Origin of the sequence: Streptococcus sp. Marseille-P7375 (assembly GCF_902460365.1) — a bacterium.
Classification (GTDB): Bacteria; Bacillota; Bacilli; order Lactobacillales; family Streptococcaceae; genus Streptococcus; species Streptococcus cristatus_I.
In genome coordinates, this window is record NZ_CABPTR010000001.1 from 77,880 (window position 1) to 99,119 (window position 21,240).

Here is a 21,240-nt window from a genome sequence, read left to right on the forward strand (position 1 = left end):
ATATTCCATGGAAACCAAAAACGCGAAGAATAGGCTCTCCTAATATGCAATTATCGCTATTTATGCTATAATAGTTGCCAAGAAAGTAAAAGAGGAGGAAAGGATGTCTTTTCAGGATAGAAAGATAAAATATTCGATCCGCAAATTATCAGTTGCTACTGTGTCCCTTGCGATTGGATTTTTGTTTGCACCCACTGCGATTGGAGTGGACCAAACAGTCCACGCCGATGAGCTCGAATCTACGGCACAAGTGGGAAATAAGTCAGATAATCAAGCCTCAGAAGGAACGTCTGAAGCAACAAAAATAGAGAATCAAGAGACAACTTCAACAATGGCTTCTGCGTCAGTACAAGCAGAGACTAAAGAAGACAATCAGGCCATCTTAAAATCTGCTACCCCTACTGCGACAGAGACAAGTCAAGTGACAGATTCAACTGCTCTTAGAAATTCTCAACCAGCTGCTGAAACGGTTCAGCCATCCACAGAAGGAGCTGCCCAGCTGCCCTCTGCAAACGTTAGTCTGAAGAAGAGTGCTTTAGAAAACTATCTCAAAGAGTTGCGCAATAAGGATTTTTCAAGGAAAACAGATGAGAGTGTAGAAATCCTTAATGATTTGATGACAGCGGCTGATAGCGTGCTTCAAACTGCGACAAAGCAAGAAGAAATTGATAAAGTTTACCGAAATCTGGTAACCTTCGTTAATTCGGGACTTCGTAATAGGAATTCGAAAGTCATCTTGGGAAAGGATAAGATTCCTTCAAAAGAAGCAGAGTCTGGAGACACTTCCTCTAAAGGAAAATTACCTGAGGATTCTGCAAAACAGACTGATACTACCTACAGAGTAGAATACAAATTTAAGAACTCAACTCCGATCTATCCTCTACCCAATAAGATTCGCTCAATGCTTCCAGCTGCTAGTGAATTTGTAGCTCAAGCGGACGATTACAAAGATGTGATTCAACTTGAGACAACTACAGTAAGTGTTCCAACTGGTACTTGGACTTTTCATGGTTTTGATACAGCTAAATATGGAAAAGCTATTGCAGGAAAGAAAGTCAAAACCATAACTGGAACGTGGAGCTTTGAGCCAAATGGTGTCGACTATGAGTTCCAGTCAACCAATCCTGATATTGCATTGCCAGCATACATTACCAAGCTGACTCCGAAAAATCCAACTGATTATAAGATGGGCGGCCTGTTTCTTACAGAAGTAGATGCTGAGCAACCAAGTGAAACGACTTATGTTGATGCAGCAAATAAGGTGACTTGGAAATTCGAAGGATACGATAAAGAAAAAGTCATTATTGGAGTAGGAAGACGGACTTTTGTTGGAAGATGGGCCCCCACTCCTAATCCAGAATATGTATTCAAATCATCTAAAGCAGGTGTCCCATTGCCACAAAGTATCTTGGACATGCTTCCGAAAGATGAGGCCTCTTACAAGATTGGTGACACAATTGTAGCCAAACAACCGGCTAAAGAATCAGTAGAAGAAGTTGAAAAAGATTACATATGGACCTTCAAGGGATATGATCACAAGAATGCGACTTATGATGGCAAGCGCGTGATATACACTGGTATATGGGAAGTAACGCCTAGACCCCACCATGTAAGCTATCGTTTTGAGAGTGGGACGACTGGACTTTCTTTACCTGACTTTATCCAGAAGAAAACACCAAAAGACACCTCAACTTACTACAATACACAAAAAGTTCTACCAGAGGAGTTGACTACAACGACTTACACAGATGATGTGAATGATGGTATCTGGACTTTTGTTGGTTACGATGCCAAAAGTAAGATTGTGAAAAAGGCTGATTTAGCTTTCATTGGTAAGTGGGAGTTTAAGGCGAATCAGTATCAAGCCGCTTACCGATTCGAAAGTGCGACCGCTGGGAAAGATCTTCCAGCAGCTATCACGGCCTTATCTCCAAATGATAGTACAACTTATGTGAATGGCGCAGCAGTTTCAGCCAAACAACCAGCTCAAACGACATACACAGACACTGTGAACGACGGTACATGGACGTTTAAGGGTTACGACGCAGCTAGCGCCGTTGTCAACAAGGTTAATGTGGATTTTGTAGGCAAATGGGAATTTAAGGAAAACCAGTATCGAGCAGGATACCGATTCGAAAGTGCGACCGCTGGGAAAAATCTTCCAGCAGCTATCACATCCTTGACTCCAAGCGACAGTGAGGCTTATTTGAATGGTGTTGCAGTTTCTGCTAAGCAGCCAATCCAAACGACCTACACAGACATAGTGAATGATGGTATCTGGACCTTTAAGAGGTATATTCCAGCTGGTGCTGTGGTCAATAAGGCAGATGTTACCTTTGTTGGTCAGTGGGAATTTAGAGCCAATAAGTACCAAGCAAGTTACCGCTTCGAGAGCGAGACAGCAGGTAAAGCTCTTCCATCAGCCATCGCCGCATTGACCCCAAGCGACAGTGATTCGTATGTGAATGGTGCCTCTGTTTCCGCTCAACAACCATCTCAAACGACTTATACAGACGCAGTGAACGACGGTACCTGGATATTTAAGGGTTACGACTCAGCTAGCGCCGTTGTCAACAAGGCAAATGTTGAGTTTGTAGGGAAATGGGCCTTTGAAGCTAAGAAGTACCAAGCAAGTTACCGCTTCGAGAGTGAGACGGCAGGTAAGGCTCTTCCATCAGCCATCGCAGCATTGACTCCAAGCGATAGTGCAACTTATGTGAATGGTACAGCAGTTGCAGCTAAACAACCCGCTCAAACGACATACACAGACACAGTGAACGACGGTACATGGACCTTCAAGGGCTATGACGCAGCCAATGCAGTCGTGAACAAGGCAAATGTAGAGTTTGTAGGGAAATGGGCCTTTGAAGCTAATAAGTATCAAGCAAGTTACCGCTTTGAAAGTGCGACTGCCGGCAAAGTTCTTCCAGCGGCTATCACATCCTTGACTCCAAGCGACAGTGCAATATATGAGAATGGTGACTCTGTTTCAGCTCAGCAACCATCTCAAACCACTTACACAGACGAAGCGAATGACGGTACATGGACGTTTAAGGGTTACAACGCAGCTAGCGCCGTTGTTAACAAGGCTAATGTTGAATTTGTAGGTAAATGGACCTTTGAAGTTAAGCAAGCTCCTAGTCCGCAGCCGCAACCGGAACCAGCACCGCAGCCGGAACCAGCACCGCAGCCGGAACCAGCACCACAACCGGAACCAGCGCCGCAGCCGGAACCAGCACCGCAGCCGGAACCAGCACCGCAGCCGGAACCAGCACCGCAGCCGGAACCAGCACCGCAACCGCAACCGGAACCAGCACCACAACCGGAACCAGCGCCGCAGCCGCAACCAGTTCCGAAGCCACAACCACAGCCAAGTCCGGTTCCACCAGTGACTCCAGAAGTGAAGCCAGATCAAGAGACTGATTCAGCTAATAAAGCTCAAACGGATCAGCTAGTGAAGCCTGAAAGCAGACCTGTTTCAAATGATAAGCCAGCTGTTCCAACTCCAGCAGGAGATAAGACTAAACAAGCGACCTTACCAAATACAGGTAGCACTGCTCCAGTTTCAATCGTGGGAGCAACGACCAGTGCTATTCTTGCGAGCCTAGGATTCATGATTCTTGGTCGCAAGCGCAAAGATGATGAGGCTTAAAAGGGTATCTCCTTGATGTGATCTTTAGCTAGTGCCTCAATCAAATCATTAAGAGTCTTCTAAGTAGTGTCTGACTTAGAAGGCTCTTATTTTTCTGAGATTTATAGATTAAGCTAAGATTGATTCACAAAAACTTAGGATTTTTTGGTATAATAGACTCAATAACAGGATAAAAGTAGGGAAAATATGACAAAAATTAAAATTGTGACAGACTCTTCGATTACGATTGAGCCTGAACTAGCAAAAGATTTGAATATTACAATAGTTCCTTTGACGGTCATGATTGACGGTGTAGTCTATTCGGATTCCAATTTGAAGGAGGGAGAGTTCCTTCAGTTGATGAAGTCTAGTAAAAATCTACCTAAGACCAGCCAGCCACCGGTTGGAGTATTTGCAGAGGTTTTTGAAGATTTGTCAGCGGAAGATGTCCAAATTATCTCGATTCACATGTCTCATGCTTTATCTGGCACCGTAGAGGCAGCTCGTCAGGGTGCTACCTTGGCCAAGGCTGATGTAACGGTTGTCGATAGTTCTTTCACGGACCAAGCGATGAAATTCCAAGTCGTTGAGGCTGCTAAGATGGCAAAAGCTGGAGCGACTTTGGAGGAGATTTTAGAAAAACTTGAGGAAGTCAAAGCCAAGACAGAACTCTACATCGGTGTATCAACCTTAGAAAATTTGGTCAAAGGTGGCCGTATCGGCCGTGTGACTGGTTTGATTAGCTCGCTTTTAAATATTCGTGTCGTCATGCAGATGACAAATCATACCTTGACTCCTATTGTCAAAGGAAGGGGCGCTAAAACCTTCAAGAAATGGCTGGATGACTTGAAAGAGTCTCTGAAAGAGAAGGAAATTGAAGAAATCGGAATTTCCTATGCGGGTGGACCAGAATTTGCTAATCAAATGAAGGAAGAGTTACAAGAATTTGTTGAAAAACCAATCCCTGTCTTAGAAACAGGTTCCATCATCCAAACTCACACTGGAGAAAATGCATGGGCCGTTCTAGTTCGCTATAAATAGAGTAAATTATTTGTAAAATGTCTGCTTAAGACTTGACCTAGACGCTTTTTTTAGATATGATAATATCTGTTAGGGTTATTAACCCAGAAAAAAATTGGAGGATTTGTTAAATGGCTAACAAACAAGATTTGATCGCAAAAGTGGCAGAAGCTACAGAATTGACTAAAAAAGATTCAGCAGCAGCAGTTGACGCTGTATTTGCAGCAGTTACAGAATACCTTTCAAAAGGTGAAAAAGTTCAATTGATCGGTTTTGGTAACTTTGAAGTTCGTGAGCGTGCAGCACGTAAAGGTCGCAACCCACAAACTGGTAAAGAAATCACAATCGCAGCTTCTAAAGTTCCAGCTTTCAAAGCAGGTAAAGCTCTTAAAGACGCTGTAAAATAAGACAAAAATCAAAAGCCTACTGTATCAGCTTCCTAGCTTGTGCAGTAGGTTTTTTCTTATGTTTTGGCATAACATCAATCATTTTTCCTAAGCTTCTAGAAGATACAGTATTTGTTTATTAGAGAAGGCAGCAAAATTCAGGATGCTTCTCTTGCCCAACTTAAAATATGATATAATGTAGCTAAGAAATGGAGGTAACTATGTATTTTAAAAAAGTAATAACCTTTTTAACCATGCTTGCAGCTATCATGGCTTTGACAGCTTGCTATTATCCAAGGAAAAGAGTTCCTAGGTCTGAATCCTCTTCTGTGCGAAAGGGGAAAATACCAAAGAAATCAGAATCGACGAAAGCTACAGGCTCCAGTCAGCAAGAAAAATCAAAGAGTAGCCAGACTTCATCATCTAGTGCTCCGGCTTCTGAGAGTAAGGCGACAAGTTCGCCAGATGAAGTAACGGATGGCTTGCCTCAAGATGCACAGTCTGCCAATAGAGACAAGATCTATGCAACAGGCAATGCCAAGGTGTATTATCGTTCTTTTGAAGGAGGATTTAGTGCTCAAACGCCTGATTTCAAAGGCTATACAGAGGAGCAAGTCAAAAAGGTTCTTGGCGAGCCAGAGGCCGTCATAAAGGATCCGAATTATATTAAGGACACTTTTAAAGCTCAGGAGTTAGAAAATATAAGAGAGCTCTATCAAGGTCAGCGTGTGACAGAAGAGCAGGCAAAGGCTTTCTATGTAACAGCAGTGGATATTGCACAGGCAGCTAGCTTGAACCAAGACTATCAGTTGGAGAGTGACTATATTTTATATAGCTATAAGCAACATAAAATTAATCTGATTTTCTCTAAAGGAGAGTTGTACTATATGACTCCCAATCCTGATTATCTTTATTTTAAATAATCTTAGAAAATTCTTGCGCTAGTTTACTAGGATTGCTATAATAGCTAAAACGAAATGAGAAGGAGCAAGGATGAAAGCTTATACAAATGTCAATCTGGTGACCTGTGACAGCGCATTTCATGTTTATCGGGAAGGCTTGCTGGTTGTGGAAGATGAACGCATTGCCTATTGTGGTCCCTATGACGAGGCCTGGCTAGAACAGTGCAGCGAGTTGGTGGATTATGAAGGAGCTTGGATTATGCCAGGGCTGGTCAACTGCCATACGCACTCAGCCATGACCTTGCTGCGTGGGATTCGTGACGATAGCAATCTGCATGAATGGCTGGAGGACTATATATGGCCGGCAGAAAGTCAATTCACATCGGATCTAACAACCAAAGCTGTCCAGCTGGCTCTAGCTGAAATGCTCCAGTCGGGAACAACGACTTTTAACGACATGTATAATCCTCAGGGAGTGGAGATTGACCGGATTTATCAGGCTGTGCGGCAGTCTGGTATGCGCTGCTATTTCTCACCAACCCTCTTTAGCTCAGAGGCGGAAACAGCAGAAGAGACTCTGGCACGTACTCGTGCCATTATTGAGAAAATCCTTTCCTATAATGATGAAGATTTTCAGGTCATGGTGGCGCCTCATTCGCCTTATGCCTGTGACGAAGAACTGCTCAAGGGCAGTCTTGAGCTAGCGCGTGAGCTGGACTTGAAGCTTCATATCCATGTGGCGGAGACTCAGGAAGAAAATAAAATTATCCTGGAACGCTATGGTAAACGTCCTCTGGCTTTCTTAAAGGGTTTGGGCTACTTGGAGCAGCCAGCCATTTTTGCACATGGAGTTGAGCTCAATCCGTCAGAGATTGCAGATTTAGCAGCATCTCCAGTCAGCATCGCCCATAATCCTATCAGCAACCTCAAGCTGGCTTCTGGAGTAGCTCCGGTGACAGACTTAGTAGCCGCTGGTGTGACCGTTGGCCTGGCAACAGACTCTGTTGCTTCTAATAATAATCTGGACATGTTTGAAGAAGGTCGGACAGCAGCCCTCCTTCAGAAGATGCGAGCAGGAGATGCGACTCAGTTTCCGATTGAGCAGGCCTTGAAGGCTTTGACCATTGAAGGAGCCAAAGCACTGGGCTTAGAGAAGAAAATCGGTAGTCTGGAAGCGGGCAAGCAAGCCGATTTCATTGCCATTCAGCCTAAGGGACGACTTCATCTCTATCCTTTGGAAAATATGCTGTCGCACCTAGTGTACGCGGTCAGAGGCAGTGATGTTCAGGATGTCTACATTGCAGGGCAGCAGGTCGTTCGAGATGGTCAGGTACTGACAGTTGATCTAGAATCATTCAATTAAAAAGAAAAGCCGAGTTTGTCTCGGCTTTTATGTTGGTCAAGGGAGCTCTTTTCAATTTTTGCTGGCTAATAGTTTCTTTGTCAAAGAAAAACTCTGGGTTACCCCAGAGTTAGAATTAATTTTAAGCTTTCTTTAATTTAGAAATATAGAATAATTGTAGGACGATACCAAGGAGTGCCATACCAATAACGATGTAGAAAGCCATTGAATAGTCTCCCTTGTTTGCTTGAGCAATTCGAGCACCCAACTGTGGTCCGGCAATAGCTGCAACACCATAGGCCGTGAACATCCAGCCGTAGTTTGTACCGACATTGGCCACGCCCCAATTTTCGGCTGTAATACCTGGGAAAGATCCAAGGAAGCCACCGAAGGACAAGGCGACAAGCATGACGCCTAAGATTGCAAGGATGCTTCCCTCCCCTTTAAAGAGAGCGGTCAGCGCCAAGCCACCAGCAACAGCGCCAAACATGGCGATTACAGTAGGGTAGCGGCCGATTTTGTCCGATACAGCTCCCCAGAAGATTCGTCCAAAAGTATTGGCAATAGAAACCAGCATAACGAATAGAGTTGCTTCTCCAACTAGTTTATATTGGTCGGAGATAGACGCTGCTGAGCCGATAATCATCATACCACCAGTAGCACCTAAAATGTAGATGAGCCACAGCAACCAGAAGTTGCCTTCGCGTAGCATTTCTTTGTGAGTTTTTCCTGTCGGTGCAGAACTTCCTGCTGCTGGAGCAGCTACTGGAGCTTTTTCCATGACAAGAGAAGAGCAGCAGATAACGACAAGTAGGGCAATTCCTAGAACTTTAAATGTAGAATAAACGCCCATTGAAGCGATGAGAGTTTTGGCAAGTGGTCCGATGATTAGTGGTCCAAGTCCAAAGCCAGCAGCGGTTAAACCACCCGCGAGCCCTTTTTTATCAGGGAACCATTTGGTAGCGACAGAAGTTGAAGCGCCATAGGCTGAACCGATACCGAGACCAAGGACAACCCCGTAGGTCAAGTAGAGTACAGGAAGAGAAGTTGCAAATCCTGTAGCAAACATACCCGCACCAAAGAGAATGCCTCCTAGAAAGACAAATTTCTTAGGGCCTAATGAATCGACTTTAGGTCCGAAAAGAATCATGCCGATTGGCACCATTGCAAAAGAGATACTGAAGGCTAGAGAGGTTTGAGCTTGCACCCATCCTTGGCTAGCATTGGCTTCCAGCAGCGCTTTTTGAAAAACAGACCAGGCGTATCCAGCACCTAAAGAAAGGTTGGTTAAGATAGCTGCTGCTAAAATGAACCAGCGATTTGGTGTTTTTTTCATAATGATATCCTCATTTATATATTTTTTCTAAAAAGGGATAGAAAACCAGCCGTATCCAAATGTTCTTCCGCATCTTTTCTGCACGGCAGATAGAATAGCAGAAGTTTGGCTACAGAATTTCTTACTATAAAACCGATATATTAAAATTAAGCGCTTACATATTTGTTAACATCTCTATCATATCGTGCTTTGAGGCAAAAATCTACTTAATTAAAATGAATAAGTCTATTAGATGGCTTAATATTTTTTCTTATTTACAATCATTCTTAATAGAAAATCTATGTTTGTCATGATATAATGGAAATAAGCTAGAAATGAATGTAGATGGAGTATAGAGAAGATGCATGAAGAGTATGAAAAGAATTACCATGAAGTAATTGAACATCTAAGGCTGAAAGGTGTTCGAATCACAGAGACGAGAAAGGCTGTGATTGCTTTTATCATCAGCAGTCATGACCATCCTAGTGCAGAGATGATTTACCAAGCCCTCTTGCCTGAATTTCCCAATATGAGCTTGGCGACTGTTTATAACAACCTAAAAGTGTTGATTGATGAAGGCTTTGTATCTGAGCTCAAAGTCCGAAATGACACGACGACCTATTATGATTTTATGGGGCATCAGCACCTCAATGTCATTTGTGAAAAATGTGGTCGGATTGCAGATATGGACTTGGATTTGCCAGATGTTCAGCAGGAAGCAGCAGAGCAGACTGGTTATCAAATCACCAAGAGCCAGATGGTCGTTTATGGTATTTGTCCAGAGTGCGCCCAGCAGAAACAAGCGGCTAGCTAGAAGTCTTGAGTGAGAATTAATTTTTTCAAAAGGCTAAGCAAGTGGAAAATTTCACAAATATCTCACTGAGACTAGATTTTTGAGAGAAAATTTTGTAAAATAGAATAGATAAACGGGGCAAACCCCGGAAAATAAAAGGAGAATCCATCTAATGGTAAAATTGGTTTTTGCTCGCCATGGTGAGTCTGAATGGAATAAAGCTAACCTCTTCACTGGTTGGGCTGATGTAGATCTTTCTGAAAAAGGTACACAACAAGCAATCGACGCTGGTAAATTAATCAAAGAAGCTGGTATCGAATTTGACCAAGCTTACACTTCAGTATTGAAACGTGCGATTAAAACAACAAACTTGGCGCTTGAAGCTGCTGACCAACTCTGGGTTCCAGTTGAAAAATCATGGCGCTTGAACGAACGTCACTACGGTGGTTTGACTGGTAAAAACAAGGCTGAAGCTGCTGAACAATTTGGTGATGAGCAAGTTCACATCTGGCGTCGTTCATACGATGTATTGCCTCCAAACATGGATCGTGATGATGAGCACTCAGCTCACACTGACCGTCGTTACGCTTCACTTGACGACTCAGTTATCCCAGATGCTGAAAACTTGAAAGTAACTTTGGAACGTGCCCTTCCATTCTGGGAAGATAAAATCGCTCCAGCACTTAAAGATGGTAAAAATGTATTCGTAGGAGCTCACGGTAACTCAATCCGTGCCCTTGTAAAACACATCAAACAATTGTCAGATGACGAAATCATGGACGTGGAAATCCCTAACTTCCCACCATTGGTATTCGAATTCGACGAAAAATTGAACGTAGTTGCTGAATATTACCTTGGAAAATAATTGATGATGAAGCTCTGCCTAGCAGGGCTTTTTCTCATTATTGGAGAAAAATTCTTTTTCGATCCTTTTAGATTTCCATGCTTCATTGCTGGGGAAATGTGGTAAAATAAAAGATAGATTTTTACGAGGATGAGAGAAGAAATGTCTAAGAGAAAATTTGATAGCCATTCTATCACAGGCCGACTCTACCTTCTATTTGGAATTGTCGGAGCCTTATTTTTGGTGCTGATCGCTCGTCTGGGCTATATGCAGGTCGTCAATCAAGAATTTTATACAGATAAACTAGCCAAAGCAAGTAAAACAAAGATTAAATCGAGTTCGGTTCGTGGGCAGATCTATGACGCTTCAGGTAAGCCCTTGGTGGAGAACACAACTAAGCAAGTGGTGACCTTTACGCGAGATAATAAACTGACAGCAGAAGAAATCCGTGAAACAGCACAAAAGTTACTGCAGTATGTGTCAGTGTCTGATCTAAAGGTGACCGAGCGCCAAGAGGTTGATTATTATCTGGCGGATAATAAAGTTTACCGAGAAGTGGTTGAAAAATTACCCAAGGAAGAAAAATTTGATACAGATGGCAATCGTTTACCTGAAGCCAAGATCTATAAGGCAGCAGCGGAGAGTATTGATCCAAGCCAGCTAGGCTATACAGATGAGGAAAAGAAGGTCATCGCACTGTTTAGCCAGATGAATGCAGTGCCAAACTTTTCAACAGGGACGATTCAGACGGATGATTTGACGACGGAGCAGGTCGCTACGATTGCGTCCATCGGCAAAGAGCTTCCGGGTATTAGTATTTCAACCAGCTGGAACCGGAAGGTTTTGGAAACATCGCTGGCTTCGATTGTTGGTCAAATTTCAACCGAAAAAACAGGTCTGCCAGCTGAGGAAGCGGATGACTATGTCAAGAAGGGGTATTCTCTGAATGACCGAGTGGGAATTTCTTATCTGGAAAAAGAGTATGAGTCTGTTTTACAAGGAAAACGAGCAGAAAAAGAAATTCGGCTGGACAAAAATGGCAATATGGAGAGTGTTGAGACCATTTCCGAGGGAAGCAAAGGGAACAACCTGAAGCTAACCGTAGATCTGACCTTCCAGCAGGGAGTTGAGGATGTTCTCAGAAATGCCTTTAATATGGAGCTAGCCAAGGGCAATGCTACCTATTCAGAAGGTGTCTATGCCGTGGCTATGGATCCCAATACGGGGTCAATCTTGGCCCTGGCTGGTGTTAAGCATGATCTGGAAACAGGTGAAATCTCGGCGGATGCGCTGGGTACCATTACCAATGTTTTCGTTCCAGGTTCTGTCGTCAAGGCGGCTACCTTAACCGCTGGTTGGCAGTACGGAGCCATTTCAGGAAATCAATCCTTGGTTGATCAACCGATTCTTTTCGCGGGTTCTGCTCCCATCAATTCTTGGTTTACGGCCTATGGCTCACGTTCTATTACAGCGGTGGAGGCTCTGGAATACTCGTCTAATACCTATATGGTTCAGGTGGCCCTAAATATGCTGGGGACTCCGTATAGCCCAAATATGGCCTTAGGAACCAACAATGTCGATGCTTCAATGAAAAAACTCCGTTCGACTTTTGCAGAATATGGTCTAGGGACTGAGACAGGGATTGATTTACCGACGGAATCTACAGGCTACATTCCCAAAAAATTCACAGTCAGCAATTATATTACGGATGCTTTTGGGCAGTTTGATAACTACACACCACTTCAGTTGGCTCAATATGCGTCGACGGTAGCCAATAACGGCAAACGGGTAGCTCCGCATCTGGTTGAAGGCATTTATGCCAACAACGACCAAGGTGGACTGGGAGACTTGATTGAAAAGAAGGAAACAAAAGAATTAAATCAGGTCAATATTTCTGAGGAAAATATGGCTCTGATAAAACAAGGTTTCTACCAGGTGGTCAATGGATGGAGTGGCTTTACAACTGGACGGACGATTGCCCAGGGCGCTATGGTTTCGATCAGTGCCAAAACAGGGACTGCCGAAACCTTTGTCAACGGTGGTACATCTGCTATCAATACCAATGTTGTATCCTATGCCCCAAGCGATAATCCTAAAATAGCTGTAGCTGTGGTATTTCCGCACAATACTGACCTCTCTTCAACAGTCAGCCACAGTATCACTCGTGATATTATCAATCTTTATAACCAACAGCACCCTATGAATTAGAAAGGAAAGGCAGTAGAATCGGATCGAGATTTTACTGCTCAACGATTACTATAATGCTTTATCCAACCCCTATCGCCAAATTGATTGATAGCTTTTCCAAGCTGCCGGGTATCGGCATCAAGACAGCTACTCGTCTGGCCTTTTATACCATCGGGATGAGTGACGATGATGTCAATGAATTTGCCAAAAATCTACTAGCTGCCAAGCGCGAGCTGACCTACTGCTCTATCTGTGGCAATCTGACGGACGATGATCCCTGTGCTATCTGTACGGATCAAACGCGCGATCAGACTGTGATCCTCATCGTTGAGGATAGCCGCGATGTATCTGCTATGGAAAATATCCAAGAATACCACGGCCTTTATCATGTTCTCCACGGCCTCATCTCCCCCATGAACGGTGTAGGACCAGATGATATCAACCTCAAGAGTCTCTTAACTCGCTTGATGGACAGCCAAGTGACGGAAGTGATTGTGGCTACCAATGCAACGGCTGACGGAGAAGCGACTTCTATGTATATTTCGCGGGTCCTCAAGCCTGCAGGTATCAAGGTGACTCGCCTGGCCCGTGGACTGGCTGTTGGCGCTGATATCGAATATGCAGACGAAGTAACCTTGCTCCGAGCTATTGAAAATCGGACAGAATTGTAAGATGAAAGAAAGATTTCTTGCTGAAAAACAGCTTTGGAAGTCTTTTTTCTATTCAAAAATGCAGGGAAATATGGTATACTGAAACAGTCTAAAAAGAGGATGGGGCAACCCAAAATGAACTTATAGCTAGAAATGTTAGGATAAGATAATGGTCAAACAAACCTTGATTTTACTATATGGTGGCCGTAGTGCTGAGCGAGAAGTTTCAGTCTTGTCGGCTGAGAGTGTCATGCGAGCTATCAACTATGACAAATTTTCTGTCAAGACTTATTTCATCACAAAAGCTGGCGATTTTATCAAAACGCAGGAATTTACAGAAAAGCCGTCTGCAGATGAAAAGCTCATGACCAATGAAACGGTTGATCTTTCACAGCAAGTCAAACCGAGTGATATTTATGAGGAAAATGCAGTTGTCTTTCCTGTTCTTCATGGACCTATGGGCGAGGATGGCTCTATCCAAGGCTTCCTTGAAGTGCTGCGCCTTCCTTATGTGGGCTGCAATATCTTGTCTTCAAGTGTTGCCATGGACAAAATCACCACCAAACGTATTCTGGAGTCTGCTGGAATTCCACAGGTGCCTTATGTAGCAGTGATTGAAGGTGAAAATCTGGAAGAAAAAATTGCCGAAATCGAAGAAAAATTAACTTATCCGATTTTTACCAAACCGTCTAATATGGGTTCTAGTGTGGGTATTTCTAAGTCTGAGAATCAAGAGGAGCTGCGGACAGCGTTGAATTTGGCCTTCAAGTACGACAGCCGTGTCTTGGTTGAGCAGGGAGTCAATGCGCGTGAGATTGAGGTTGGTCTCTTAGGAAATTATGACGTTAAGAGTACTTTGCCGGGCGAAGTGGTAAAAGATGTGGCTTTCTACGATTATGAAGCCAAGTATATTGACAATAAGATTACCATGGATATTCCTGCAAAAATTTCGGACGAGGCTATTTCAATCATGCGTACGAATGCTGAAACAGCCTTTCGTGCCTTGGGCGGACAGGGATTGGCTCGCTGTGATTTCTTCTACACCGAAGAGGGGGACATTTTCCTCAATGAGCTCAACACCATGCCTGGCTTTACCCAATGGTCTATGTATCCCTTGCTTTGGGAAAATATGGGACTGCCTTATTCCGAGTTGATTGAGAAATTGGTAAATCTAGCTGAAGAGGCCTTTGCTCAGAGAGAAGCGCATCTTTTATAAATATGATATAATAGAGGGACTGAGATGACAGACTGAATGTTTAGTATTTAGTTTGGCCTCACTCCCTTCTTTTTTGGGAAAAAGCGGAAAAATGAGTTAAAAACATGAAATTAGATTTATATGAAATAGCAGAAGTCTTGGCTGCGAAAAATGATGTCAGTCAGTTTGAAAATGTGACTTTTAGAAATGCTGAATTTGACAGCCGTTTGATTGAGGCGGGAGATCTTTTTATCCCGCTTAAGGGCGCGCGTGATGGCCATGACTTTATCGCGAGAGCCTTCGCTCAGGGAGCTGCAGCTACCTTGTCTGAGCGTCCAGTAGCAGAAGGACCTTATGTCTTGGTCGATGATGTGCTAGCGGCCTTTCAAGCTTTGGCTCAATACTATCTGGAAAAGACAGGCGTAGATGTGCTCGCTGTGACAGGCTCCAATGGGAAGACTACAACCAAGGATATGCTGGCTCAGCTGCTGGCTACTAGCTACAAAACCTATAAGACCCAAGGTAACTATAATAATGAAATCGGTTTGCCCTACACGGTGCTCCACATGCCGGACGACACAGAAAAGCTGGTTTTGGAAATGGGGCAAGATCACTTAGGAGATATCCATCTTCTATCTGAAATTGCCAAGCCTAAAACGGGCATTGTGACCTTGGTTGGCGAAGCTCACTTAGAATTTTTCGGAAGCCGTACGGAGATTGCTAAAGGAAAGATGCAAATTGCAGATGGCATGAAGAAAGGCGGCTTGCTCTTGGCTCCAGCTGATAAGATTGTCAATGATTTTCTGCCAGACCAGCAAAAAGTGGTTCGCTTTGGTCCCGATGCAGATATTTGTCTGACTCGTCTGGAAGAGCGCAAGGACAGCTTGACCTTTGAAGCGAATTTTCTGGAGCAGGCGATTGACTTGCCCGTGACTGGCAAATACAATGCGACCAACGCCATGATCGCCTCTTACGTGGCCTTGCAAGAGGGTGTCAGTGAGTCGGCGATCCGTCAGGCTTTTGCCCAGCTGGAATTGACCCGCAATCGAACCGAGTGGAAGAAGGCGGCTAATGGGGCCGATATCCTGTCAGATGTTTACAATGCCAATCCAACAGCCATGCGCTTGATTCTTGAAACCTTCTCAGCGATTCCAGCTAGTCAGGGTGGCCGCAAGGCTGCAGTCTTAGCGGATATGAAAGAGCTGGGTGCTGACTCCAAGCTAATGCACGGAGCCATGATTACCAGTCTCAATCCAGAGATTATTACCGATCTTTTCCTCTATGGAGAGGATATGGAAGCCCTCTACGTCTATGCTCGGGAAATCTACCCACCAAATCGGGTACATTATTTTGTCAAAAATGCTGACAAAGATCAGTTTGAAGATTTGACCAAGACCGTTAAGACTTGGTTGCAATCCTCCGACCAAATCTTGCTCAAGGGCAGTAATTCGATGAAGTTGGATAAACTAGTGGAGGCCTTGGAGCATGGGGACAAGTGATATAGCTTTAATTTTGCAACGACTGCTGGCTATAACGGATACAGGTTTGTCTTTTGCTGCCAGTGACTTTGATCGAGAACGCTATGCGAATATCAGAGACAATCTGAATCAGCTGCTCAGCGAGACCAGTCATCTGGAACCGGATGAGCTGTCTGACTTGCTTCGTCCGACAGATTTTTATGCGACTCCTTTGGTTGATGTCCGAGCTTTTATCGTTCAGCAGGGCAAGATTTGTCTAGTACGAGGACAGCAAGAGGAGACATGGGCTCTGCCGGGTGGTTTCTGCGAAGTAGGCTTATCTCCCAAAGAAAATATAGTAAAAGAAATTCAGGAAGAAACGGGATTTCAAGCTAGCGTAGTACGCTTGCTGGCTGTCTTTGATAGCAATAAATTTCAGCCACAAAGTAAGCAGTACGTCAAACTCGTGTTTGAGTGTCAGCTGAAAGAGGGAGATTTTCAGCCCAATTTAGAAATTGCCGAGCTGAGTTTCTTTGCCCCACAGGATTTGCCCCTTTTATCCGAGAAAAGGATAACAAAAGAGCAGATGCAGCTTCTATGGAATATTTATCAGAATCAGCAAGAACAATATATAGACTAGATTGAAGTTGATGCTGACTGGATGCTTATATCTAGTAGCCCAGATAATCTAGCTCAATCTGTCCAGAGTTATAAGGGCCAGAAGCTATTACTCTAGAAAGTTGAAAAACTTTTTGAAAAAAATTAAGGACTTTACTAGGAAGAGCAAGCCCAGTGTCCTTAAAAATTATTTATTAGGATGAAAATTTGAAATATGAATTTACTAGATTTTTTTACTAGTCACAAAACAGAACCGCCTGTGATAACGCCTTTTGCTTATATTCTGCTCATGATGAGCCTAGTGTCCGTCATCTATGTTGCTAGTCGTTATTTTGAGCAAAAGAAAGTGCAGACTTTTTTTAGAGTTGCCCAAATTGTGCAATTAGTCTCTCTGTATGGCTGGTACTTGGCTATTCAGGAGCCTTTGTCAGAGAGTCTCCCCTTGTACCATTGTCGAGTGGCTATGTTTGCTGTCTTGCTACTGCCAGATAAAGTAGCCTATAAGCAATATTTCGCCTTATTGGGAGTATTTGGACCGATTTGCGCTATTGTCTATCCGATTTTGGATCCCTATCCATTTCCGCATATAACCCTATTTTCGTTTTTCATCGGTCATTTGGCTTTGTTAGGCAATTCGATTATCTACCTGATGAAGCATTATGATAGACTCAATCTGTCCTATCGCCGTATCGTAGAAATTACCTTTGGCTTAGACTTCCTCATCTTGCTTGGAAATATTGCATTCGGAGGAAACTACGGTTTCTTAAAGGATCCGCCTCTGGTAGGAGATCATGGTATGCTTGGGAATTATATGATCGTGTCGATGGTCTTAGCGGCTGCCTTGTTTCTATTTTCTTACTTGTTCAAAGAAATGAAGGAAAGACAGGCAGAGCGATTGATCCAATAAAGATTGGAAGAGAAGTTGATTTCTCTAGCAACTAGGGAAATTCTGACTAGATCTTCAATCTAACTGCGAGTTTGAACTTACAGATTTTAAAAGTAGAAAGGAAACTGGATGCATCATTTTTTGACTACCAACCAAACTGAACCACCCTTTGTTTCAGCTTTGGCCTACTCTTTGATGATGGCATTGCTTTTGCTGTCTGTCTACGCATCGATAAAATACCATAAGAATCCTAGCTTTATCAAAAGCATGAAAATTCTTCAATTGTGCCAACTGGCAATTCTTTATAGCTGGTATGTGGGTTTTCAGCTCCCTCTGGCAAATAGTCTGCCTTTGTACCATTGCCGTTTGGCCATGTTTGCGGTGGTCTTTCTGCCAGATAAATGGCCCAGCAAGCAGTATTTTGCTCTTCTAGGAGCCAGCGGAGCAGTCTTTGCCCTTGGCTATCCAGTCTTTGATCCTTATGATTTCCCGCATATTACCAGCTTTTCTTTCCTGATTGGTCACTATGCCCTCTTGGTCAATTCCCTGATTTATCTGATGAATCACTACGATAAGACCCAACTCAAGAAATACATGATTGTGCTCTATACTTTTGTGCTCGATGCCTTTCTTGTCGGTGTCAATCAAGTGACGGGTGGGAATTACGGTCTGCTAAAAAGCCCGCCTTTTATCAGTCAGTATAATATTTTAGTAAAATATCTAGCTGTGTCAATTATTTTGTCCGCTACCTTGCTTCTTTTTGATGAAATATTTAAGAAACGGTGGAAAAAGCAGCTAGAAATTGTTTAATATTGCATTTTATAGCTCCTGTCAAGTTTAGTTGGCAGGGGTTTTCTTAAATCTGATTTTAATCTTAATCTTTGCAATTTTCTCTTTAGCAGTGTCATTGTCAATTTTAAGACAAATTAGCAAAATGTAAAGAATAGAACCGCTGGAAAGAGCGATTTTTATATTCTTCAGATAATTGAAAAAAAGCGCTAAATCCGCTATAATAGGTAGGTTGAAAGGATTAGAATATTCCAATGTAAAATAAAAAAATACTGACATTCACCATTATCCTAAAATGAAAGAAAGAGAAGAAGATGACTTTACAAGAAGAAATTAAGAAACGCCGCACCTTTGCCATTATTTCCCACCCGGACGCGGGGAAAACAACCATCACTGAGCAGTTACTCTACTTTGGGGGTGAGATTCGTGAGGCTGGAACAGTCAAGGGGAAAAAGACTGGTAACTTTGCCAAGTCTGACTGGATGGATATCGAGAAACAACGTGGAATTTCGGTAACCTCATCTGTTATGCAGTTTGACTACGACGGAAAACGCGTCAACATCCTTGACACACCAGGGCACGAGGACTTCTCAGAAGATACCTATCGGACCTTGATGGCGGTGGATGCTGCGGTCATGGTCGTGGACTCTGCCAAGGGTATCGAGGCCCAAACTAAGAAATTGTTTGAGGTTGTCAAACACCGTGGGATTCCCGTCTTTACCTTTATGAACAAGCTGGACCGTGATGGACGTGAGCCACTGGACCTCTTGCAAGAATTGGAAGAAGTCTTGGGGATCGCTAGCTATCCGATGAACTGGCCAATCGGTATGGGGAAAGCTTTTGAAGGCTTGTATGACCTTTATAACCAACGTTTGGAGCTCTATAAAGGGGATGAGCGTTTTGCTAGCCTGGAAGATGGGGACAAGCTTTTTGCCAGCAATCCTTTCTACGAGCAAGTCAAGGATGATATCGAACTTCTAAATGAAGCGGGGAATGAGTTTTCAGAGGAAGCTATTTTAGCTGGAGAATTGACACCTGTCTTCTTCGGTTCAGCCCTGACTAACTTTGGGGTGCAAACCTTCCTTGAGACCTTCCTCAAGTTTGCTCCAGAACCTCATGGACACAAGAAGACAGACGGGGAAATTGTGGATCCTTATGATAAGGATTTCTCAGGATTTGTCTTTAAAATCCAAGCCAACATGGATCCTCATCACCGAGACCGTATCGCCTTTGTCCGTATCGTATCGGGTGAATTTGAGAGTGGGATGAGTGTCAATCTACCTCGTACTGGGAAGACTGCCAAGCTTTCTAATGTCACTCAGTTTATGGCGGAAAGTCGTGAAAATGTGACAAATGCTGTTGCAGGAGATATCATCGGTGTTTACGATACTGGTACTTATCAGGTTGGAGACACCTTGACAGTTGGAAAAAACAAGTTTGAATTTGAACCACTGCCAACCTTTACCCCTGAGATTTTCATGAAAGTTTCTGCTAAGAACGTCATGAAGCAAAAATCCTTCCACAAGGGGATTGAACAATTAGTGCAAGAGGGAGCCATTCAGCTTTATAAGAATTACCAAACAGGCGAGTACATGCTGGGCGCCGTCGGCCAACTCCAGTTTGAAGTCTTTAAACACCGCATGGAAGGCGAGTACAATGCAGAAGTGGTCATGAGTCCAATGGGTAAAAAGACAGTTCGTTGGATCAAGCCAGAGGACTTGGATGAACGGATGTCATCAAGCCGCAATATCTTAGCTAAAGACCGTTTTGACCAACCAGTTTTCCTATTTGAAAATGACTTTGCCCTCCGCTGGTTTGCGGACAAGTATCCAGATGTAGAGTTAGAAGAGAAGATGTAATTCAGTAAGTCTATTGGATTGCATAGCAATCTAAGTAGACTACGGCAAGTCCTATTAGACTTGCTTAACTGCCTCACTAACTGAGTTTTACAAATGAAATCGATTTGTAAAACTCAGTGTCGTAATCTAACAATCGGTAACCGCTATGGCGGCTTACCTAAACGCTTCACTAGTAAAGTTTTACGAATAGTATCGATTCGTAAAACCAGTCAGGCTACCTAACTACGTTTGGCAAATGAAACCGATTTGCTTGGTTATTGTCAGGACATAGGAGCTTTGGCTATGAGGCTAAGTGTGGACGTTAGGCGTGAGCTATTAAACAATCATTCTAGATCCCAGAAAGGAGTTCTATGATTCTGGAAAGAAAACTAAAAGACCAATCTGTCTGGATCAACATTGACTCAGATGATGTTAAAAAGAATGGACAGATTTATCAGGATTATAATATCGATCTTGAAACTATCGAGTATGCGCTGGATAAGAACGAGCGGGCTCACATGGACTACAATCGCGAGAATGGAACGGTTCTTTTCATCTATAATGTGCTGAATTTGGCGACAGAAAAGGACTACTATGAGACCATTCCGATGACTTTCGTGGTACAGCAGGATCGTCTCATCACGATCAGCAATCAAGACAATGCCTATGTGGTCGATATCATGAAGGCCTACACGGAGCATCATGAACCTGTGTCGGTCTACAAGTTTCTTTTTGCTAGTCTGGAGTTGATTTCCAATTCCTACTATCCGGTCATTGAGCAGATGGATAAGCGCAAGGATGAGCTTAACCGACTTTTGCGTCAGAAAACTACTAAAAAGCACTTGTTTGCTCTCTCGGACTTGGAAACTTCCATGGTCTATCTGGTGGCGGCATCCAAGCAAAATAACATACTGCTAGAGCACATCAAGAGTCATGCTGTTTATCGTGGCTTTGATGAACTAGAAACCGAGCAGTTTGAAGATGCCATGATTGAGGCACGTCAGCTAGTTTCAATGACGGATTTGATTGCTCAGGTTCTTAGCCAGCTTTCGGGCTCCTACAATAACATCCTGAACAACAATCTGAATGATAATTTGACTGTCTTGACCATTATTTCGGTCCTTCTAGCAGTTCTAGCCGTTATCACCGGCTTCTTTGGTATGAATGTGCCCCTACCTTGGGCAACGGACAAGAATGCCTGGCTTTACATTGTCACCATCAGTCTTGTTCTTTGGGTTCTTCTGACCAACCTCCTCAAGTGGGTGGTCAATAAAGAGCGATGAATAAAATATATTAAATGAATGAGGCTTTCGAGCCTCATTTATTTGTGGTGCTAGCTGGAGCGAGTTTCATATTCTATTTATGAAAAATAGAGATAAAATTTCTT

Annotated in this window: 17 protein-coding genes; 16 read left to right on the top strand and 1 reads right to left on the bottom strand. The window is 43.4% G+C overall.

From position 1 onward, the window contains the following. The first annotated feature begins 103 nt into the window (after positions 1–103). The 5 genes from FZ954_RS00435 to FZ954_RS00455 all read left to right on the top strand — a co-directional run bounded on the left by FZ954_RS00435 (position 104) and on the right by FZ954_RS00455 (position 7,302). Positions 104–3,652 (top strand): SHIRT domain-containing protein, encoded by a 3,549-nt coding sequence (locus FZ954_RS00435; RefSeq protein ID WP_148876110.1) that lies wholly within the window; start codon positions 104–106, stop codon positions 3,650–3,652. A 186-nt stretch (positions 3,653–3,838) separates the two neighbouring features. Then, positions 3,839–4,672 (top strand): DegV family protein, encoded by an 834-nt coding sequence (locus FZ954_RS00440; protein ID WP_125380510.1) that lies wholly within the window; start codon positions 3,839–3,841, stop codon positions 4,670–4,672. A gap of 110 nt (positions 4,673–4,782) precedes the next feature. Continuing rightward, positions 4,783–5,058, top strand: a complete 276-nt coding sequence (locus tag FZ954_RS00445) for an HU family DNA-binding protein (RefSeq protein ID WP_005589527.1) — start codon at positions 4,783–4,785, stop codon at positions 5,056–5,058. Between the two features lie 200 nt (positions 5,059–5,258). Continuing rightward, complete coding sequence (locus tag FZ954_RS00450) at positions 5,259–5,960, top strand: DUF4947 domain-containing protein (protein WP_148876113.1); 702 nt, start codon at positions 5,259–5,261, stop codon at positions 5,958–5,960. Positions 5,961–6,030: 70 nt separating this feature from the next. Continuing rightward, positions 6,031–7,302, top strand: a complete 1,272-nt coding sequence (locus FZ954_RS00455) for a TRZ/ATZ family protein (RefSeq protein WP_148876116.1) — start codon at positions 6,031–6,033, stop codon at positions 7,300–7,302. Between the two features lie 121 nt (positions 7,303–7,423). On the opposite strand, the gene FZ954_RS00460 is transcribed toward FZ954_RS00455, so the two are convergent. Continuing rightward, positions 7,424–8,617, bottom strand: a complete 1,194-nt coding sequence (locus tag FZ954_RS00460) for an OFA family MFS transporter (RefSeq protein WP_148876118.1) — start codon at positions 8,615–8,617, stop codon at positions 7,424–7,426. Positions 8,618–8,957: 340 nt separating this feature from the next. Here FZ954_RS00460 and FZ954_RS00465 point away from each other — a divergent pair, with 340 nt between their 5' ends. From FZ954_RS00465 to FZ954_RS00520, 11 genes are all read left to right on the top strand, one after another. Further along, the gene (locus FZ954_RS00465) at positions 8,958–9,410 is read left to right on the top strand and encodes a Fur family transcriptional regulator (RefSeq protein WP_148876121.1); all 453 of its coding nucleotides are present in this window, start codon (positions 8,958–8,960) and stop codon (positions 9,408–9,410) included. A gap of 151 nt (positions 9,411–9,561) precedes the next feature. Continuing rightward, on the top strand, positions 9,562–10,254 hold the full coding sequence (locus FZ954_RS00470; protein ID WP_005589536.1) for a phosphoglycerate mutase: 693 nt from the start codon (positions 9,562–9,564) through the stop codon (positions 10,252–10,254). Between the two features lie 129 nt (positions 10,255–10,383). Beyond that, on the top strand, positions 10,384–12,441 hold the full coding sequence (gene pbp2b / locus FZ954_RS00475) for a penicillin-binding protein PBP2B (protein ID WP_148876124.1): 2,058 nt from the start codon (positions 10,384–10,386) through the stop codon (positions 12,439–12,441). A gap of 53 nt (positions 12,442–12,494) precedes the next feature. Then, a complete protein-coding gene (gene recR / locus FZ954_RS00480; protein WP_045496451.1) occupies positions 12,495–13,091 on the top strand; it encodes a recombination mediator RecR in 597 nt (198 codons plus the stop codon). A 148-nt stretch (positions 13,092–13,239) separates the two neighbouring features. Then, positions 13,240–14,286 (top strand): D-alanine--D-alanine ligase, encoded by a 1,047-nt coding sequence (locus FZ954_RS00485; RefSeq protein ID WP_148876127.1) that lies wholly within the window; start codon positions 13,240–13,242, stop codon positions 14,284–14,286. A gap of 104 nt (positions 14,287–14,390) precedes the next feature. Then, positions 14,391–15,764, top strand: a complete 1,374-nt coding sequence (gene murF, locus FZ954_RS00490) for a UDP-N-acetylmuramoyl-tripeptide--D-alanyl-D-alanine ligase (RefSeq protein WP_148876130.1) — start codon at positions 14,391–14,393, stop codon at positions 15,762–15,764. Further along, on the top strand, positions 15,751–16,362 hold the full coding sequence (locus tag FZ954_RS00495; RefSeq protein WP_148876133.1) for an NUDIX hydrolase N-terminal domain-containing protein: 612 nt from the start codon (positions 15,751–15,753) through the stop codon (positions 16,360–16,362). Before murF ends, FZ954_RS00495 begins: the two co-directional genes overlap by 14 nt. 192 nt (positions 16,363–16,554) lie before the next feature. Then, positions 16,555–17,247 (top strand): TIGR02206 family membrane protein, encoded by a 693-nt coding sequence (locus FZ954_RS00500; protein ID WP_148876136.1) that lies wholly within the window; start codon positions 16,555–16,557, stop codon positions 17,245–17,247. 108 nt (positions 17,248–17,355) lie between these two features. Further along, the gene (locus tag FZ954_RS00505) at positions 17,356–18,036 is read left to right on the top strand and encodes a TIGR02206 family membrane protein (RefSeq protein ID WP_148876138.1); all 681 of its coding nucleotides are present in this window, start codon (positions 17,356–17,358) and stop codon (positions 18,034–18,036) included. 293 nt (positions 18,037–18,329) lie between these two features. Further along, a complete protein-coding gene (locus FZ954_RS00515) occupies positions 18,330–19,874 on the top strand; it encodes a peptide chain release factor 3 (protein WP_148876145.1) in 1,545 nt (514 codons plus the stop codon). A gap of 350 nt (positions 19,875–20,224) precedes the next feature. Beyond that, the gene (locus FZ954_RS00520; RefSeq protein WP_148876148.1) at positions 20,225–21,136 is read left to right on the top strand and encodes a magnesium transporter CorA family protein; all 912 of its coding nucleotides are present in this window, start codon (positions 20,225–20,227) and stop codon (positions 21,134–21,136) included. The last annotated feature ends 104 nt before the right edge of the window (positions 21,137–21,240 follow it).

What these genes read in the sequence shown, in the direction of transcription:
- FZ954_RS00450 (WP_148876113.1), top strand. Translation starts at nt 5,259, where the DNA reads ATGTATTTTAAAAAAGTAATAACCTTTTTAACCATGCTTGCAGCTATC.
- FZ954_RS00445 (WP_005589527.1), top strand. Translation starts at nt 4,783, where the DNA reads ATGGCTAACAAACAAGATTTGATCGCAAAAGTGGCAGAAGCTACAGAA.
- murF (WP_148876130.1), top strand. Translation starts at nt 14,391, where the DNA reads ATGAAATTAGATTTATATGAAATAGCAGAAGTCTTGGCTGCGAAAAAT.
- FZ954_RS00505 (WP_148876138.1), top strand. Translation starts at nt 17,356, where the DNA reads ATGCATCATTTTTTGACTACCAACCAAACTGAACCACCCTTTGTTTCA.
- FZ954_RS00460 (WP_148876118.1), bottom strand. Translation starts at nt 8,617, where the DNA reads ATGAAAAAAACACCAAATCGCTGGTTCATTTTAGCAGCAGCTATCTTA.
- FZ954_RS00500 (WP_148876136.1), top strand. Translation starts at nt 16,555, where the DNA reads ATGAATTTACTAGATTTTTTTACTAGTCACAAAACAGAACCGCCTGTG.
- FZ954_RS00470 (WP_005589536.1), top strand. Translation starts at nt 9,562, where the DNA reads ATGGTAAAATTGGTTTTTGCTCGCCATGGTGAGTCTGAATGGAATAAA.
- FZ954_RS00440 (WP_125380510.1), top strand. Translation starts at nt 3,839, where the DNA reads ATGACAAAAATTAAAATTGTGACAGACTCTTCGATTACGATTGAGCCT.
- FZ954_RS00455 (WP_148876116.1), top strand. Translation starts at nt 6,031, where the DNA reads ATGAAAGCTTATACAAATGTCAATCTGGTGACCTGTGACAGCGCATTT.
- FZ954_RS00495 (WP_148876133.1), top strand. Translation starts at nt 15,751, where the DNA reads ATGGGGACAAGTGATATAGCTTTAATTTTGCAACGACTGCTGGCTATA.
- FZ954_RS00515 (WP_148876145.1), top strand. Translation starts at nt 18,330, where the DNA reads ATGACTTTACAAGAAGAAATTAAGAAACGCCGCACCTTTGCCATTATT.
- recR (WP_045496451.1), top strand. Translation starts at nt 12,495, where the DNA reads ATGCTTTATCCAACCCCTATCGCCAAATTGATTGATAGCTTTTCCAAG.
- pbp2b (WP_148876124.1), top strand. Translation starts at nt 10,384, where the DNA reads ATGAGAGAAGAAATGTCTAAGAGAAAATTTGATAGCCATTCTATCACA.
- FZ954_RS00435 (WP_148876110.1), top strand. Translation starts at nt 104, where the DNA reads ATGTCTTTTCAGGATAGAAAGATAAAATATTCGATCCGCAAATTATCA.
- FZ954_RS00485 (WP_148876127.1), top strand. Translation starts at nt 13,240, where the DNA reads ATGGTCAAACAAACCTTGATTTTACTATATGGTGGCCGTAGTGCTGAG.
- FZ954_RS00520 (WP_148876148.1), top strand. Translation starts at nt 20,225, where the DNA reads ATGATTCTGGAAAGAAAACTAAAAGACCAATCTGTCTGGATCAACATT.
- FZ954_RS00465 (WP_148876121.1), top strand. Translation starts at nt 8,958, where the DNA reads ATGCATGAAGAGTATGAAAAGAATTACCATGAAGTAATTGAACATCTA.